The organism is Paenibacillus sp. J22R232 (assembly GCF_056269165.1).
Genome location: NZ_JBWDNK010000020.1, coordinates 1 through 15,750 on the forward strand (window position 1 = coordinate 1; position 15,750 = coordinate 15,750).

Genomic DNA, 15,750 nt, shown 5'->3' on the forward strand with positions numbered 1-15,750 from the left:
AGCTGTAAGCGCAAATAGGTTCTTACAGCCTCCAACCCAATCAGCCTGAGCGCCTGTAAGAACCTATAGGTTCTTACAGAGCCGCCGCGCTTCCCCGTGCCCCACGAAAAGTAGCCGTAAGCGCAAATAGGTGCTAACAGCCTCCAAACACACCAGCCTGAGCACCTGTAAGAACCCATAGGTTCTTACAGAGCCGCAGAGAGTCTCCGCGCTCACTGGTGACTTCACGAAAAGCAGCTCCGCGGCTCCGCGTGCCCTACCAAAAGCAGCTGTAAGAACCTATAGGTTCTTACAGAGCCACCGAGAGTCTCTGCGCTCATCGGTGGCTTCACGAAAAGCAGCCGTGAGCGCAAATAGGTGCTAACAGCCTCTAAACTAACCAACCTGAGCACGTGTAAGAACCCATAGGTTCTTACACAGCCGACATACGCCCCCCCAACACCCACACATTTAAAAATATAATTATTGTTTATTTTAATTTAAATATGTTGAATTAAAAGTTTCAGTATGTTAATATTCGAAATGTAAACGATACCATATCTATTAGGGGGAAGCACAATGAAGAAGCCATTATTGTCAGTTTTGACGCTTATGATGCTCGTTGCTCTATTGGCAGCATGCGGAGGAAACAACAACAAGCCAGCAGAGGCAACGAATGCTCCGGCAAACAACGCAACGAACGCGAATAGCGAAGGCGGCGCGGAGAGCGACATCAGCGGTACGGTTACGTTCCTGACCAACCGTACGGACATGGTTGACAAGGAATATGTAGAGTACGCGAATCGCTTCAAAGAAAAATACCCGAACGCGGAAGTGAAATTCGAAGCGGTAACCGACCTCGACAAAACGACGAAGATCCGCATCGCGTCAGGCGAATTCCCGGATGTTGTTCTTATTCCAACAATCCCGAACTCCGAGCTTCCGCAATATTTCGCGCCGCTTGATGATATCGGCCTGAACGACCGCATCTACTTCAAGGATTACAAAGGACATGACGGCAAAGTGTACGGCATCGCCGCAGGCGCAAGCACAACAGGCATCGTATACAACAAAAAAACGTTCGCGGACGCCGGCATTACGGAAATTCCGACGACGCTCGATGCCTTCTACGCTGCGGCAGAGAAGCTGAAAGCAAAGGGCATCGTGCCGCTTGCATCCAACTTTAAGGATCAATGGACGCTTTACCCATGGGCATCGGAGGTTGCCACATCAATCGCTGGCAATGCGAACCTTAACAACGAGCGCAAAGACACGGACGCGCCTTTTGCAATGGACAATGCTTACGGCCAAGCGATGTCCATCATCCGCACCATGTACGAAAAAGGCTACCTTGAGCCAGACGTCAACTCGACAAACTGGGAGCAATCGAAGAAAGATATCGCAAGCGGCAAATTCGCGATGTACATGCTTGGCAACTGGGTTATCCCACAGGTAGCGGACAGCGGAACAACGTCGGACAACGTAGGATTTTTCCCGCTGCCCTATGACAATTCCGGTAAAACCAATGTGGCGCTTGCACCTGACTGGGCATACGGCGTGAACAAAAACAGCAAAAACCTGGCGACTGCAAAAGCATTCGTGAAATGGATGGTCGAGGATTCCGGCTTTGACGACTTCGCAGGCTTTATCCCGGTATTGAAGGATAAAGAGCCGAATGTTCCGCAGCTGTCGGAGTTCAACTCGTTCAACCCGACATACATCGAAGCGGTTGCCGACGACGCTGCTGCAACGGACATCGTCAACAAAGCTCAAATTACGAAAGAGGCGATGGTACAGGAGTTCGTATTATCGAAGGACCCGCAGTCGATTCTGGACAAATACAACGACAGCTGGGCAAAAGCACGCAAAGCGGTAGCGAAATAATGTTATCTCTACTATAGACAGATAAGCAACGCGGATGATCGACGATAGAGTCTGGTCATCCCTTTGCACCTATAAGCCCTTTTTGGATGAGAAATGGAGTGGAACGATGAACGCCCTGTCATACAAAGCGCAACGAAAGCTAATTCTGATCAGTTTCCTATCGATCCCGCTTGCCTTGCTCTGTTTATTCACGTATTACCCAGCCGCCAAATTAATTTACTTGAGCTTCACGGACTGGAACGGCATCAGCAAAAGCAGCGAGTGGCTAGGCCTTAGCAATTATAAAGAAATTTTCACGAATTCCGATTTATTCGGCGTATTTATCCATCAAATCCCGTACGTCATCATTGGCGTCATCCAAAATATAATCGCCATCGTGTTCGCGGTTATTCTCAACTCGAAACTTCGAGGAAGAAACGTATTTCGCGTCATGCTGTTTCTTCCCTTTATTATGAACGCCGTAGCGGTCGCTTTCATGTTTCAGTATGTTTTCGACACGACAAACGGTTCGCTTAACAGCTTGCTCGGCATGATCGGACTTTCTTCGCTGCAGCAAAGCTGGCTCGGCGATATGTCGCTTGTTAACTTCTCGCTTGCATCGATCGGCTTCTGGCGGTTTATGGGCTACAACATGGTCATTTACCTGGCGCGATGCAGTCGATTCCGGGAGATATGTACGAAGCGGCCAAAATTGACGGTTCCAACCGCTTCCAGACGTTATGGTACTTAACCATTCCGAATTTGACCAAAATCATTCAGCTCAATATGTTCCTAACCTTAAGCGGGGCGCTTGCCGTATTCGACCTGCCGTTCGTGCTGACCAAGGGCGGGCCTGCGGGCGCAAGCGAAACGTTCCTGCTCAAGACAATCGAAACCGCGTTCCAGTTCAACAATTACGGATTGGCTTCCGCCATGAGCGTCGTGCTGCTGTTATTTACCGTTCTTATACTTGGCATTCAGAATGCAGTCATTAACCGGAAAGGGGAATAACGAATGCAAGCGAAACGGTTCGATCCCATCCATGTACTGAAATATTTGCTGCTCGTGCTCGCGACCTTCGTCGTATTGTTCCCGCCTTATGTCGTGCTCGTCAATGCTTTCAAGACAGAGAACGAAGGCTCTAGCCCGTTTGCGCTTCCGGAGAGCTTCTTCAACTTCAGCAACTTTGCAACGGTGATCGAGCGTGCGGACATCCTTCAGGCGTTCTCGAATACGTTCGTCATCGTCATTGCATCGCTAGCCGGCAACGTGCTGCTGGGCACCATGGTGGCATATGCGATCGGACGGATCGAGTTCAAGGGGAAGACGCAAATCCTTGGCGCCTTTCTCGTCGCTACGATTATTCCGACGATTACGACACAGGTCGTCGTTTTCTCGCTCATTCAATCCATGGGCCTATACAACTCGCTGTACGCGCCTATTCTGCTATTTATCGGGGCGGATGTGATCCAGATCTACATTTACCTGCAATTTATTAAAAATATCCCTTACGAGCTCGATGAGAGCGCGATGATGGATGGGGCCAGCTTATTCCGCATCTATGCGGGCATCATTTTTCCGCTGCTCGGTCCCGCAACGGCTACCCTTATTATTTTGAAAACAATCAATATCTACAACGAGCTCTATATTCCGTTTCTGTATATGCCGAAGCAGGAGCTGGTCGTCGTCTCCACGTCGATTATGCGCTTCGCGGGCAACAACCAGGCACAGTGGGGCAACATATGCGCGGCAATTCTGATCATCATGATCCCGACGGTGCTGCTCTATTTATTTCTGCAAAAATATATATTTTCCGGCGTGACGAACGGCGCGGTGAAAGGGTAAGGAGGAAGCGCGATGCAGCAAGACGAGCTATATGAACGACAGGAGCATTCGCTTCGCCACTGCCAATGGGAGCTGAAGGGCTTCTGGCCGTGGGTGCCGCTAAAGGGAACAAGCATGGAGATCGGCGAGGAACTGCTAGGCGTGACCGAATGGATGCCGGCGACGGTGCCGGGCGGCGTTCATCAGGATTTATTTCGGGCGGGCCTGATCGATAATCCATACGTCGACTTAAACAGCCTAAGCTGCGAGTGGGTCGAGAATCGGTGGTGGGTATACAGAGCGGAGGTCCCTGTTCCGGAGGCGAAGGGCAAGCAGTTGGAGCTGCTGTGCAAAGGGCTGGACTACGAGGCGCTTATTTATTGGAACGGTGAGCTGCTCGGCGAGCACAAAGGCATGTATGTGCCGGCGCGTTATGCGCTGACTCCCGAACAGACGCGCGGCCGTCAGTCCGGCGAGCTTATGATCGTGCTGAAGCACGCACCGGATGAAATGGGGCAAATCGGCAAAACCTCGGACAATTTCACGCAGAAAAGCCGCTTCAACTACAAATGGGATTTCTCGACGCGGCTGGTCAACGTCGGAATCTGGGATGATATTTGCTTCATTGTCAAACAAGCGTATGCAATCGGCGAAACAGCGCTCCATACCGATGCGAAGGAAGGCAGCGGCCACATTAAGCTTGCCGTCGCGATCGAGGAGATTGCCGAGAAGGTTGACGATTTGCGGCTGACCGTCCGAATAACGGCCCCAAACGGCGCCGAAGCAGCGAGCTGTACGCAGCAGGTCAAGGATGTTCATAACATGCAAAAAATAAACATCTGCATCGAGCGTCCGCAGCTTTGGTACCCGAACGGTTACGGTGAGCAGCCTCTATACGAGGTCATGATTACGCTGCATGGCGAATCGGTTATCTATGATCGCCAGCGGCTTCGAGCAGGCATTCGCAGCCTTGCCTATGCACAGAATGAGGAAAGCCCGCAGGACGCTTTGCCGTATACGGTTATTGTCAATGGCATAAAGATCTACTTGAAGGGCGCTAATCTTACGCCGCTCGATCAATTGTATGGGAACGTTGGCCGGGAGCGTTACGAGTGGCTCGTTCACACGGTGAAGCAAGCGAATATGAATGTGCTGCGCATCTGGGGCGGCGGGATTATTGAAAAAAGCATGCTTTACGAGCTCTGCGACCAGCACGGCATTATGATCTGGCAGGAATTTATTCAATCGAGCTCCGGCATCGATAATACACCGTCCAAGCGTCCGGAATTTCTGGGGCTGCTGGAGCAGACAGCCGTGCAGGCGCTGAAGACGCGGCGCAGCCATGTCAGCCTGACTGTATGGAGCGGCGGGAACGAGCTGATGAGCGAGCCGAATGTACCGTCCACGTATGAGGACGAGAACCTCGCCATGCTGAAGCGGCTGGTTCGGCAGCATGACGGCCAGCGGCTGTTTCTGCCGACCTCGGCTTCGGGGCCGGTCCAGTACATTACGGCCGAGAAAGGCGTCAGCCATGATGTGCACGGTCATTGGAAGTATCAAGGAAACCCCGGGCACTATGAGCTATATAGCGAGGCAGACCATCTGTTTCACAGCGAGTTCGGCGTTGATGGGCTGAGCGCGGCAAAGAGCATTCGCAAGTTTATCAGCGAACGGCATCGCAAGCCCGTCTCGATGAAAGAGAGCCTGGTTTGGCGCCATCACGGCGAGTGGTGGGATACGTATGACCGCGATACAGAGCTATTTGGACAAATGGCGCATTTATCCGCGTTTTCAGCAGCCAGTCAGTGGATGCAGGCCGAGGGCCTTCGTTTTATTTTGCAATCGAACCGCCGTAGGGCCTTTCGTAACAGCGGCAGCCTCATCTGGCAGATGAACGAGCCTTGGCCGAATGTCAGCTGCACCAATGTCATCGATTATTACAATGAGGCCAAGATGGCCTACTATTGGGTGAGTGAGGCATTTGCTCCCAAGCATGCGTGGCTCGATTACCGGAAGCTGGATTATTTACCGGATGAGCAGCTCATTCTGCCGGTGTATGTCATGACAGACGTTAGCGGAGAAGCTTGTACCGTACTTGCCCAGGTGCTGGACAGCGGGGGAAAGCTCATTCATGAGCAATTGTTCAGCGGGAGAACGCGGAGGAACGAGGCGCTCCCAATCGGCTATCTTATTGTTCAAGCGCCGCGAACGGAGGATGGATTGTTCTATGTGCGGCTGCGCTTCGAGCAGGCGGAAGAGCCGGACCGGGGATTATATATTTTCTCCACCCGTGCGGAAGCCCTCTATGCAAGTGCGTGGGCGAACACCGCTGCGGCCCTATCCGCGAAGCTGATACAGCCATGGCAAGCTGCCGGGTCTGGCGAAGGACTGCCGGAGGGAACGCTTCAAAGCAGCTTTACCGTTCGGAACGAAGGCCTTCAAGCAGCGCTGCATGTTCACCCGGAGGAGAAGAGCGACTGTTATTGGATGACGGCAAGCGCCAGCCATTTCACGTTGTTTCCCGGCGAGCAGCGGCTCGTTACGGTAACCTGCCGCAGGCGGGCGGATGAGCTGTTTACGGAAAGGGCACAGGGGCCTGCTGGAATTGGGCTGCGGCAGCCCTTGCCGGACGTGCGTTTCTATTCATTTACCGACATGAAAGATTAATCATATAAAGCAGGGACTGATAACCGATGACACAGCAGCCATTTATAAAGCGGGAAGGGTCCAGGCTGATGGAAGGCGCCAAGCCATTCCGCTTCGGCGGTCCTAATATTTATTGGCTTGGCCTTGACGAAAATGTAGGCGGGATCGATTGGCCGACGCCGTTCCGCGTCATTGACGCACTCGATACGGCGAAGGAGATGGGCGCGACGGTCGTGCGCTCGCATACGCTGGCGGCTTCGCAAGGCTGCCCGAAGGCCATAGCCCCTAAGCTTGGCGAGTACAACGAGGAAGCGTTCCGCAGAGTCGACTTCGCGATTAAGGAAGCGGGGAAGCGCGGACTGAGGCTCATTATTCCGTTCGTTTGCAACTGGAGCTACTATCATGGCGGCCGATCGACGTTTACTGGCTGGAGAGGGCTTGAAGACCCGAATGCCTTCTATACGGACGAAGAAGTCATACGGGATTTCAAAGCGTATATCTATACGATTATTAACCGGGTTAATTCGTATACGGGCATTGCCTACAAGGATGACCCGATGATTCTGGCATGGGAGCTTGGCAATGAGCTCAACGATGCTCCGGCGGCTTGGGTAGAGGAGATTTGCACGTTCTTGAAGCAAATAGCGCCGCGCCACTTAACCGCCCATGGGAAGCAATTCCAGCTTGATGCCGATAAATTAGCGATTCCGAGCTTGGATATTCTTGACGTCCACTATTATCCGGCGAATGCCGAGGAGCTTTTGAAGGATGCGAAAGCGGTGCAAGCTGCCGGCAAAGTCTATATTGCAGGAGAATACGGCTGGCCGGATTGCGATTTGCAAAGTTTCCTGGCTGCGGCAGAATCGGAAGAGGCTGTTTCCGGTACCTGCTTCTGGTCGTTGTTCGGTCATCATGACGAAGGCGGGTACGTGCAGCATTATGACGGCTTTGCCGTTCATTATCCCGGCTGCGGCATCAACGAGGAGCTGCAGCAGCGGATTCAACGGCTGAGAGAGCATGCTTTTCGGATGGGGGGACAGTCGCTGCCCGGTATTTCGCTGCCGGATGCTCCGATCATAACGGATGCCGCCGCTGCCGTGAAATTTCGCGGAACGGTAGGTGCAGCCTATTATACGATCGAGAAATCTACGGAAGGCGAGGACGGTCCGTGGCGCATCGTATACGATAAGCAGCCGGTTCAGCATGCCGGGGCTTGGATCGATCCGACCCGTATCCATACGAAGGAAGCCTATTACCGCGTCAAGGCGCACGGCCTATCGGGCGAAGCAGGCGTCTATTCAAGGGTGTATAAATCCAATCCTTTTTAACGAAGAAGACGCTTCTTACTGTAGATGTAAATAGCAGGGCTGTTCCAAAAGGCGAGTGCCTTATGGAGCAGCCTTATTTTATGTCGTCTATCAAGCGCGCAGAATTGCAGGCGATTGTGTGAATATTTGATTAAGCCATGCGGAGTAGCCCTTTCGAGTCATGCCGAACCGCCTTCCAATGAGCGACAATAAACATAAGATTGCGCATGAGGAGCTAATGGGAAGGTGGGGAAAATAGGGTGGAAGAATCGATCGAAAAGAAGAAGTCGTTTTGGCTGTTCGCGGCTTGGGCAACAGCCGTGCTTGCGACGGCGAGTAGCTTGTATTTGAGTGAGGTTATGCATTTCGCGCCATGCAGCCTCTGCTGGTTTCAGCGCATCTTTATGTATCCGCTGGCGCTATTGCTAGGCATCGCTTATTCGAAGGGGGACACGGGCATCGTCTCCTATGCCTTGCCGCTAGTCGCAATCGGGGGAGGATTCTCGCTCTACCACACGGTACTGCAGAAGCTTCCGCATGATTCGCCGCTAGCTTCATGCGGACCGGTTTCTTGTCAAGGCGATTATTTGAATTGGTTCGGCTTTATTACGATTCCGATGCTGGCGCTTGTCGCTTTTCTTATGATTCTAACGGCGCTTCTGCGCTTGCGCAGCCTGAATCGCGCTTAGAGGTAGCCATGAACGGGCGCCTACTGGATAGTGGACATCTGCGGCTCTCCGTGATATATAAATGGAAGTGAAACAAACGGGGAGGAGCATAGGTGATGCCATTGCCGCGGACAGGTGCGGGAGCAACCGAGGAGCATGCGAGACTGCTAGCAGAAAGCTATAGGAAGTGGACGGGGAAAGCGCTTCTGCCGCTTAACGGGATCGAGAGCGTGAAGGATCAGCTATTCGAAGCGCCTATCGTGATCTTGTCTCACGGGACCGAAGCAGATCCCGTGGTGAATTAAGGGAACCGCCTTGGCCTCGAGCTATGGGACATGGAATGGGAGCGGTTCACCCGCACGCCCTCCCGCCTGACGGCAGAGCCGATGGAACGCGAGGAGCGGGATCGTTTTTTTGAGGCAGTAACGGCCAACGGCTTTGTCGACAATTACACCGGCATAAGGATATCAAGCACAGGCCGGCGCTTCTATATCGTGAACGCAACGGTGTGGAATTTGGTTGACGATGCCGGTGCTTATCTTGGGCAAGCCGCAGCGTTCTCGGAGTATCGATATTTGTAAGCTTAGGCTTTGAAATAGCAAACGGGCAGTTCTCTAGTAGGTCAACTACGTGGGAGCTGTTTTTTTAAAATATAAGACTTTATATATTTCACGCGTTAAAGTATTTTTCTATTACTTCGAAAAACGGATACCGTCCTCTTGCAGAGGACGGCGAAGCCGTTTCTTCTTGACGTATAGGGAAGTATATGAGCGTGCTCCTCCATTCTCTTTACGTTTCGTCGTAACGATGGCGTCTGTTGAAAGGACGGCGAAGCCGTTTCTTTTTTTACGAAGGAATTTCGGTATAATAATGGAAAAGCAGGGTGGGAGGATATACATATGTCGATACATATTGGTTTAGCGGGCTGGGGCGATCATGATCAGCTGTATACGTCAGTGGCGAAGGCCGGCAGCAAGCTGCGGCAATATGCGAAGCATTTTCCACTAGTGGAGGTAGACAGCACCTTCTATGCGATTCAATCGAAGGAGCGGTTTATAAAATGGCTGGAGGATACGCCCGCAACGCTGCATTTTGTCGTGAAGGCTTATCAGGGCATGACTGGGCATCAGCGGGGGCCGAGCGTGGCTGCGGCAGAGACGAATGAGATGTTCGCGGCATTCCGGACGATGCTTGAGCCGGTTATGGAAGCCGGAAGATTGTCCGCCGCATTGTTCCAATACCCGCCTTGGTTCGATTGTACGCAGGCAAATGTGCGTATCCTCAGGGAGACGAAGGCACGGATGAGCGGCATTCCTTGTGCTCTCGAGTTCCGGCATCAGAGCTGGTTCACCGAGGAATACAAAGGGAGGACCTTGTCGTTCATGAAGCAGGAGCAATGGATTCATAGCGTATGCGACGAGCCGCAGGCTGGAATCGGTTCAATCCCGGAGGTGCTCGAAGCGACGGATTCGGAGATGACGGTCGTAAGGTTTCACGGCCGCAACGTATCCGGCTGGAATCAAGCCAGCGCGCCGAACTGGCGGGAGGTGCGCTATTTGTACCGCTACAGCGACGAGGAGCTGCTGGATTGGGCCGAGAAGCTAAGGCTGCTGGAGCAGCAAAGCAAGCAGGTGAATGTTATTTTCAACAACAATTCCGGCGGGGATGCCGCATCAAACGCGAAGCGGCTGATGGAGCTTCTGGGGCTGACAAGGCCGGATGGCAGCAGCCCGAATGAGCCTCCTGCGCCTACTGTGGAGCAGTTGGATTTGTTTTGAGAGGCGCTCAGGTTAGCCGGGTAAAAAATAGACCACATCGCTGATGTGGTCACTCGGCTTGGTGAAGGGCTTGCAGCGCCGAAGGTATATCCTTGGCAAAGAAAACCTGTTTCCCATTGTTGCTTTCATAAATGAAATCCTTCAGGCTTTTGCTGTCATAGCCGTCGAAATCGCCAACAATGGCGAGCTTTACTTTATAGTTCGTGTATTTTTGCAAAATATCGCCGGCAAGCTTCGTTTTTAACTCGAAAAAATCCTCGTTGATGTTCGATTTGCGAATTAACATCTTGTAGCAGTCTTCGTGGTAGCTGACGGTTGCCATCAAATCCAGCGCATCCTGCACGTTCGCAATGACGATTTCGTCGCTCTCGATGATAGCTACCCTCGACTCGCCTTGCTGATCCACGGTCATTTTCATTTTCTTTCCATCCTTTCGCGAATATATGGCTTTAATGGGAGTATTATAGCATAGATATTAGGAATTCAAGCCTAAAAATAAGCGGCGATGGAGCAAGGCGGGAGAAGGTGATATGATGCTGCAATTGATTACTCGAAGATTGTCCATTCGAAGGCTGTATAGGGAATCGCTGCTAGCCAAGCCTATTTATCTCATCATGCATGGCGAGAGAGCGGATTGGTATAAGGAGCAGTGGGAACGCTTTTCCTTGCAGGAGGGACGAGTACCGGAGGATGAGATAGACGAGGTTGTAACGTATATATCCGAGCGCGTCGAGGCGCTGTCCGCCTATTTAATCGATATAGCTCCTTTAAAGCGTGAAATGAAAAAAGTATCATTTTATGCGGAATATGCGGAGCTGTTAAAACGATTTACGATAGATGATTTTAATAATGAGAACATTATGCTCTATATGTTTTTGTTCAATGAGCTGTTATTGGGCTCGACAAGGTATATTAACATCGTTAAGGAATTAGAAAAGCTCGAAAGTAGGCACGGTCTATAAGCTTAACCTTTTAGTGAAAAATAACGAATGAGAAGGTAGACAACTGAAGGGGAATATAAGGCGGAGGGCATCGTTCAGTATGGTTTGTGAATAGGATGCGAACGAAGACAAGGAGGGGGAACGCTCTTTGTCTTTTTTTTGCTGGAAAAATGTTCATCCCAAATCTTTTGATCGCAATGAAAAATATAAGGGCTCTCAGTTGTATTACTAGTGTAAGGAAGAGCTGAGGCGCACAATTCATTAGAGCTCAATGAATTGCGCGGCTGGCTCTACAATCACGAAGTACGAATAGGCACATACAAAACGAACATACTAAAGGAGAGATTTCACATGGATACAACGAAAAAGAGAACGATAACAGGTTGGACAGTCGGCATTGCAGCGTGCGCGGTTTTATCGGCAAGCATCTTCGCGATGAGCCAAAATGCTACGAATGCTTCCTCCCAGCCCCCGGCGGCTATAACACAGCCTCCTATTCTTGGAAAAGTGGCCGTTAATATCGATGGCGTCATCTCCGAAGTGAGTGCAGACGGCAAAAGCTTCAAGGTAGGTAATCTTTGGGTAGAGGTAACGGATAAAACGGAGCTGGGCAGCAAAGAGCCGACAGCGGCTGAGCCGTCTGAAGAGCTGCTGCAGAAAGAATTTAAAGTCGGCAATATCGTATCCGGCTACACTTCTCAAGATGTGAGCACGGGCAAGGTGACGGCAGACGTCATCTACAACAATATGGCTCCGCAGAAGGATGCTGACACGGCACCGGCAACTACGGGAAAAGCGGCAGTCAATATTGAAGGCGTAATTACGGAAGTTAGCGTAGACGGCAAAAGCTTCAAGGTTGGCGATTTGTGGGTAACCGTAACGCCGGCAACGGAGCTCGGCATCGGTGGACCAACGGCGGCTGCGCCATCGGAAGAGCTGCTGCAAAAAGAATTCAAGGTCGGCAATATCGTGTCCGGATTTACGACCGAGGACGTAGGCACAGGAAAAGTGAACGCAACGAATATCTACAACAATATGGTTCCGCAAAAATAATAGACAGATAAGCTTCGCAGCTAAACAGGAGTATAAAAAGAGGGCTGTCCCACAGGTCATAAATGACTTGGGGACAGCCCATTTTCATTTTGTAAATAATGGCGATGCAGGGATGATAGGCTCCCTATACGGTAGACAGGTGAAAGAATTAAAGCCTGTATACGGTAGGGGAGCATTTTTTATGCCTAGAAATAAACGGAACGCTTTGGAAAAATGGATTCTCCTTCAAGAGATCGAAACTGGCCACGTTGGAGTGAGGGCGGCGGTTAGCAGACCTTGAAACATTCTCGTCTAGCTGAGATGCGGAGTAGATTCTCTAATCATAGGCTTAGTGAAAATATGAGAGATTTGGTACGGCTGCGCCGGATCATTCATTCGGGAGAGAAGCATCTCTGCCGCCTTGACCCCCATTTCGTTGCTGTAAATATGAACGGTTGTAAGATGAGGCTCAACAATCTTGGACTCGGGTCCGTTATCGAAGCCGCAAATGACAACATCCTGGGGGATGGAAATGTTGTTGTTCTTCAGTGCCTTCATAAAGCTGACGGCAATGTAATCATTGGCGCATATAAAAGCGGATGGGAGCTCCTTCATCTGTTGAAGACGATCCTCCAGCCAGCTTGGCTTAGAGAAAAAGAGAGAATCATCATCTACGATGCACTTTGCGAGGTCAAGTGCCATTCCGGACTCTGTCAGCGCCCGGTTGAAGCCGATCCACCGTTCGTTGAAGCTGAGGCAATGGTTGTAATCTCCGATAAAACCAAAGCTGCCATATCCATTTTCGATTAACTTTCTCGTAAGCTGATAGGTGCTATGTTGATTCTCCATCAGCAGAATGTCCGCCTTGAAATTCGGAAAACAAACCGTTGCGGCACAATCAATGAAAATAGTAGGTATGCCGAGACTCGTAATAAGCTCGCTGTAAGCCAGGTCAAACAGCTCGATGCAAATAATGCCGTCTACGTTAGCGACATCGAAATTGTTAGGGAGCGATAAGGAAACCTGATCCACGTCTCTGACAATATGGAAGGACAGGTTGTAGCCCTCGGAGCTGATCCGCTTCTCCAGGCCGCTCATTAACGTTGAGCCAAAATGCGACGTGTTCGGAAGATTGGCTGTCAGTAAAGCGATGTTCCCTGATTGCTTAGTTAGGAGCTGATCGCTTTCCAAGAAAGCAAATTGCTTATATTTTAGCTCGATCGCTTTCTTTACGACCTTGTTTCTCGTTTCCTCTGGGATCGTATCAATTCCATTCAGTGCCTTAGAGGCTGTATTTCTAGATATTCCGAGTGCGTCGGCGATGTCTTGAATCGTAACTTTTTCCTTGGCCATGTATGTGAAAACCACCTCTAGCTAACTATATATTTATTAGAAACCGCACACATTTATATAAGTATCTCAAATGTATAATAGTTTGCAACAAATAGCAATAAGATAGTTACATTTGCGTATTTTAGTTTACAAAAATATAAAAATAATTGTTCAAATTCAATTGAGAATCTATATGGAACGATCGTGCTAGGACAATATTTCTTCTTTGACTTTAGTGTATCGTTAATATTCCAAAAGAGATCGGTTTTCAATCCCCTATTACTAAAATCAGTCTATAATTCAGTGGGCAATTGAACAATTGTTTATTACAAATGCACAATTATAATTTTACAAAAAGTATTGACGATTGTCTTTTTGTTTGATAAATTGTAAAAGCAGCAAGTGACAAAACACATCATTGTAAGCCCTTACTGCGCAAATGCATTAAATTTTGTAAATGGATGGAGGCAAATGCGTTGCATAACACGATGGAAGCCGATCGGGCGAGCAAGGTAGCGAGTCCGGGTATGGAGTATTTGAAAAAACATTACTTCCTTTATCTTTTGCTAGCGCCGGCACTTATTTTAACGATTATTTTCAAGTACGGACCGATGTATGGGGCCATTATCGCTTTTAAGGATTTCAGTCCAATCAAAGGCATCATGGGAAGCGAATGGGTCGGCTTGTACAACTTCGAAAAGTTTCTGTCGTCGCCGAATTTTGACGTCATTTTTATGAATACGCTTAAATTAAGCTTTTATGGCCTAATGTTAAGCTTTCCGATACCGATTTTGCTTGCAATCATGCTGAATCTGGTTAGACAAACGGTTGTGAAGAAGAACATTCAATTGTTTCTGTACGCGCCGAACTTTATCTCCGTCGTAGTCGTGGTCGGCATGCTGTTTATATTCCTGTCCCCAACGGGACCGGTCAATCAGATTTTCACCTTACTGACCGGAGAACCGGTCATGTTCATGTCACGCGCGGAATATTTCAGGGTCATTTACATTTTGTCCGATATATGGACGGGGGCAGGCTGGGCATCCATTATCTATGTGGCCGCTTTGGCTAATGTGGATCCCGAGCTTCATCACGCTGCTAATTTGGATGGCGCCAATCTGCTTCAGCGCATTCGCCATATCGATCTGCCTACGATACGGCCCATTATGGCGATCGTCTTTATCCTGGCAGCCGGCGGAATCATGTCTATCGGTTTCGAGAAAGCTTATCTCATGCAGACGGCAATGAATCTACCGACATCGGAAATTATCCCAACGTATGTCTACAAAATCGGTTTGCAATCCGGTGATTATGCCTATTCGGCCGCTGTTGGATTGTTCAATTCGGTCATTAACGTCATTATGCTCGTTACGGTCAACTTCATTGTGAGGAAGCTGAACGAGGGTGACGGTCTTTATTAAGAAAGGAGAATCAGGTTATGGCTATTAAGCATTCCAAGCTGGATCGATTTTTGCTTATTTTAAACGGAATATTTCTTATCTTCGCCGTTTTGCTTGTTCTGTTGCCTCTCTTCTATGTTGTCATTGCTTCCTTTATGGATCCGTCCGTTCTCTTAAGCCGCGGCTTGTCCTTTGATCTGTCCAACTGGTCATTGGAGGGGTACAAAATGATTTTGACCAATCCGGCCATGCTCAAGGGCTTCGGCAATTCTGTTTTATATTCCGTCTGCTTTGCGCTTATGACGGTTGTCGTGTCGGTCTGTGCGGGATATGCGCTTTCTGACAATCGCTTGAAGGGCAAAGGGGCGTTCATGACCCTATTTATTATCACGATGTTTTTTGGCGGCGGGTTGGTGCCTACCTACCTTCTGGTGAAAACATTGGGATTGCTGGACACCATCTGGGCCATTATCATACCTGGGGCTGTGAACGTATGGAACATCATTTTATCGAGAACCTTCTTTAAAGGGGTCCCCATGGAGCTGAAGGAAGCAGCCAACGTTGACGGTGCATCGGAGATCAGAATTTTCTGGCAGGTAGTCCTTCCGTTATCGAAGCCGATCATATTCGTCCTTGCCCTGTACGCTTTTGTAGGTCAGTGGAACGCTTACTTCGACGCCATGATCTATCTCGATAATCCGAACCTGCATCCGCTTCAGCTTGTTCTTCGTTCGATCTTGATCCAGAATCAGGTCGAGCCGGGCATGATTGGTGATCAGCTGGCAGCGGCGGAGCTTAAACGGTTATCGGAAATTATCAAATATGCAGCAATTGTAGTATCCAGTCTGCCGCTTATTATCATGTATCCCTTCTTCCAGAAATACTTCGAAAAAGGTGTTATGGTCGGGTCCTTGAAATAGGTCGGACCTTCACATAAGCAAAGGCAAGCCAAGCCAAGCGTTAGAGAGAAATCATTTTAT

The 15,750-nt window shown here is 49.8% G+C and carries 14 protein-coding genes and 1 pseudogene; 13 read left to right on the top strand and 2 right to left on the bottom strand.

The window, feature by feature from the left end:
* Nucleotides 1-558: 558 nt before the first annotated feature.
* The 9 genes and pseudogenes from AC0YN3_RS29765 to AC0YN3_RS29805 all read left to right on the top strand — a co-directional run bounded on the left by AC0YN3_RS29765 (nt 559) and on the right by AC0YN3_RS29805 (nt 10,065).
* Complete coding sequence (locus tag AC0YN3_RS29765; RefSeq protein ID WP_475778536.1) at nt 559-1,863, top strand: ABC transporter substrate-binding protein; 1,305 nt, start codon at nt 559-561, stop codon at nt 1,861-1,863.
* A gap of 106 nt (nt 1,864-1,969) precedes the next feature.
* Nucleotides 1,970-2,593, top strand: a complete 624-nt coding sequence (locus tag AC0YN3_RS29770; RefSeq protein WP_475778537.1) for a carbohydrate ABC transporter permease — start codon at nt 1,970-1,972, stop codon at nt 2,591-2,593.
* Complete coding sequence (locus tag AC0YN3_RS29775; RefSeq protein WP_475778538.1) at nt 2,536-2,853, top strand: carbohydrate ABC transporter permease; 318 nt, start codon at nt 2,536-2,538, stop codon at nt 2,851-2,853. Before AC0YN3_RS29770 ends, AC0YN3_RS29775 begins: the two co-directional genes overlap by 58 nt.
* Before the next feature lie 3 nt (nt 2,854-2,856).
* Nucleotides 2,857-3,687 carry a carbohydrate ABC transporter permease gene (locus tag AC0YN3_RS29780; protein ID WP_183566924.1) on the top strand — a complete coding sequence of 277 codons (831 nt, stop codon included), beginning with the start codon at nt 2,857-2,859 and terminating at the stop codon, nt 3,685-3,687.
* 12 nt (nt 3,688-3,699) lie between these two features.
* Nucleotides 3,700-6,333 carry a glycoside hydrolase family 2 protein gene (locus AC0YN3_RS29785; RefSeq protein ID WP_475778539.1) on the top strand — a complete coding sequence of 878 codons (2,634 nt, stop codon included), beginning with the start codon at nt 3,700-3,702 and terminating at the stop codon, nt 6,331-6,333.
* A 26-nt stretch (nt 6,334-6,359) separates the two neighbouring features.
* The gene (locus AC0YN3_RS29790; RefSeq protein ID WP_475778540.1) at nt 6,360-7,640 is read left to right on the top strand and encodes a glycoside hydrolase 5 family protein; all 1,281 of its coding nucleotides are present in this window, start codon (nt 6,360-6,362) and stop codon (nt 7,638-7,640) included.
* Between the two features lie 239 nt (nt 7,641-7,879).
* Nucleotides 7,880-8,308, top strand: a complete 429-nt coding sequence (locus AC0YN3_RS29795) for a disulfide oxidoreductase (protein WP_475778541.1) — start codon at nt 7,880-7,882, stop codon at nt 8,306-8,308.
* A gap of 95 nt (nt 8,309-8,403) precedes the next feature.
* Nucleotides 8,404-8,868: pseudogene (locus tag AC0YN3_RS29800) on the top strand (MEKHLA domain-containing protein).
* A 318-nt stretch (nt 8,869-9,186) separates the two neighbouring features.
* Nucleotides 9,187-10,065: a DUF72 domain-containing protein gene (locus AC0YN3_RS29805; protein WP_475778542.1), complete on the top strand. Its 879-nt coding sequence runs from the start codon at nt 9,187-9,189 to the stop codon at nt 10,063-10,065.
* A gap of 49 nt (nt 10,066-10,114) precedes the next feature.
* On the opposite strand, the gene AC0YN3_RS29810 is transcribed toward AC0YN3_RS29805, so the two are convergent.
* Entirely contained in the window at nt 10,115-10,483 is a 369-nt protein-coding gene (locus tag AC0YN3_RS29810; protein ID WP_475778543.1) for a DUF4180 domain-containing protein, read from the bottom strand.
* A 112-nt stretch (nt 10,484-10,595) separates the two neighbouring features.
* Between AC0YN3_RS29810 and AC0YN3_RS29815 the strand changes: the two genes are divergently transcribed.
* Together AC0YN3_RS29815 and AC0YN3_RS29820 are read left to right on the top strand one after the other, a co-directional pair.
* Nucleotides 10,596-11,027 carry a hypothetical protein gene (locus tag AC0YN3_RS29815; protein WP_475778544.1) on the top strand — a complete coding sequence of 144 codons (432 nt, stop codon included), beginning with the start codon at nt 10,596-10,598 and terminating at the stop codon, nt 11,025-11,027.
* A 330-nt stretch (nt 11,028-11,357) separates the two neighbouring features.
* Complete coding sequence (locus AC0YN3_RS29820; protein WP_475778545.1) at nt 11,358-12,059, top strand: DUF5666 domain-containing protein; 702 nt, start codon at nt 11,358-11,360, stop codon at nt 12,057-12,059.
* Nucleotides 12,060-12,350: 291 nt separating this feature from the next.
* On the opposite strand, the gene AC0YN3_RS29825 is transcribed toward AC0YN3_RS29820, so the two are convergent.
* Entirely contained in the window at nt 12,351-13,391 is a 1,041-nt protein-coding gene (locus AC0YN3_RS29825; RefSeq protein ID WP_475778546.1) for a LacI family DNA-binding transcriptional regulator, read from the bottom strand.
* 467 nt (nt 13,392-13,858) lie between these two features.
* Here AC0YN3_RS29825 and AC0YN3_RS29830 point away from each other — a divergent pair, with 467 nt between their 5' ends.
* Entirely contained in the window at nt 13,859-14,791 is a 933-nt protein-coding gene (locus AC0YN3_RS29830; RefSeq protein ID WP_475778596.1) for an ABC transporter permease, read from the top strand.
* A gap of 17 nt (nt 14,792-14,808) precedes the next feature.
* Complete coding sequence (locus tag AC0YN3_RS29835) at nt 14,809-15,690, top strand: carbohydrate ABC transporter permease (protein WP_475778547.1); 882 nt, start codon at nt 14,809-14,811, stop codon at nt 15,688-15,690.
* Nucleotides 15,691-15,750 lie beyond the last annotated feature (60 nt).

Coding starts and splice junctions, on each gene's coding strand:
- AC0YN3_RS29765 (WP_475778536.1), top strand. CDS start 559: ATGAAGAAGCCATTATTGTCAGTTTTGACGCTTATGATGCTCGTTGCT.
- AC0YN3_RS29770 (WP_475778537.1), top strand. CDS start 1,970: ATGAACGCCCTGTCATACAAAGCGCAACGAAAGCTAATTCTGATCAGT.
- AC0YN3_RS29775 (WP_475778538.1), top strand. CDS start 2,536: ATGTACGAAGCGGCCAAAATTGACGGTTCCAACCGCTTCCAGACGTTA.
- AC0YN3_RS29780 (WP_183566924.1), top strand. CDS start 2,857: ATGCAAGCGAAACGGTTCGATCCCATCCATGTACTGAAATATTTGCTG.
- AC0YN3_RS29785 (WP_475778539.1), top strand. CDS start 3,700: ATGCAGCAAGACGAGCTATATGAACGACAGGAGCATTCGCTTCGCCAC.
- AC0YN3_RS29790 (WP_475778540.1), top strand. CDS start 6,360: ATGACACAGCAGCCATTTATAAAGCGGGAAGGGTCCAGGCTGATGGAA.
- AC0YN3_RS29805 (WP_475778542.1), top strand. CDS start 9,187: ATGTCGATACATATTGGTTTAGCGGGCTGGGGCGATCATGATCAGCTG.
- AC0YN3_RS29810 (WP_475778543.1), bottom strand. CDS start 10,483: ATGAAAATGACCGTGGATCAGCAAGGCGAGTCGAGGGTAGCTATCATC.
- AC0YN3_RS29815 (WP_475778544.1), top strand. CDS start 10,596: ATGATGCTGCAATTGATTACTCGAAGATTGTCCATTCGAAGGCTGTAT.
- AC0YN3_RS29820 (WP_475778545.1), top strand. CDS start 11,358: ATGGATACAACGAAAAAGAGAACGATAACAGGTTGGACAGTCGGCATT.
- AC0YN3_RS29825 (WP_475778546.1), bottom strand. CDS start 13,391: ATGGCCAAGGAAAAAGTTACGATTCAAGACATCGCCGACGCACTCGGA.
- AC0YN3_RS29830 (WP_475778596.1), top strand. CDS start 13,859: ATGGAAGCCGATCGGGCGAGCAAGGTAGCGAGTCCGGGTATGGAGTAT.
- AC0YN3_RS29835 (WP_475778547.1), top strand. CDS start 14,809: ATGGCTATTAAGCATTCCAAGCTGGATCGATTTTTGCTTATTTTAAAC.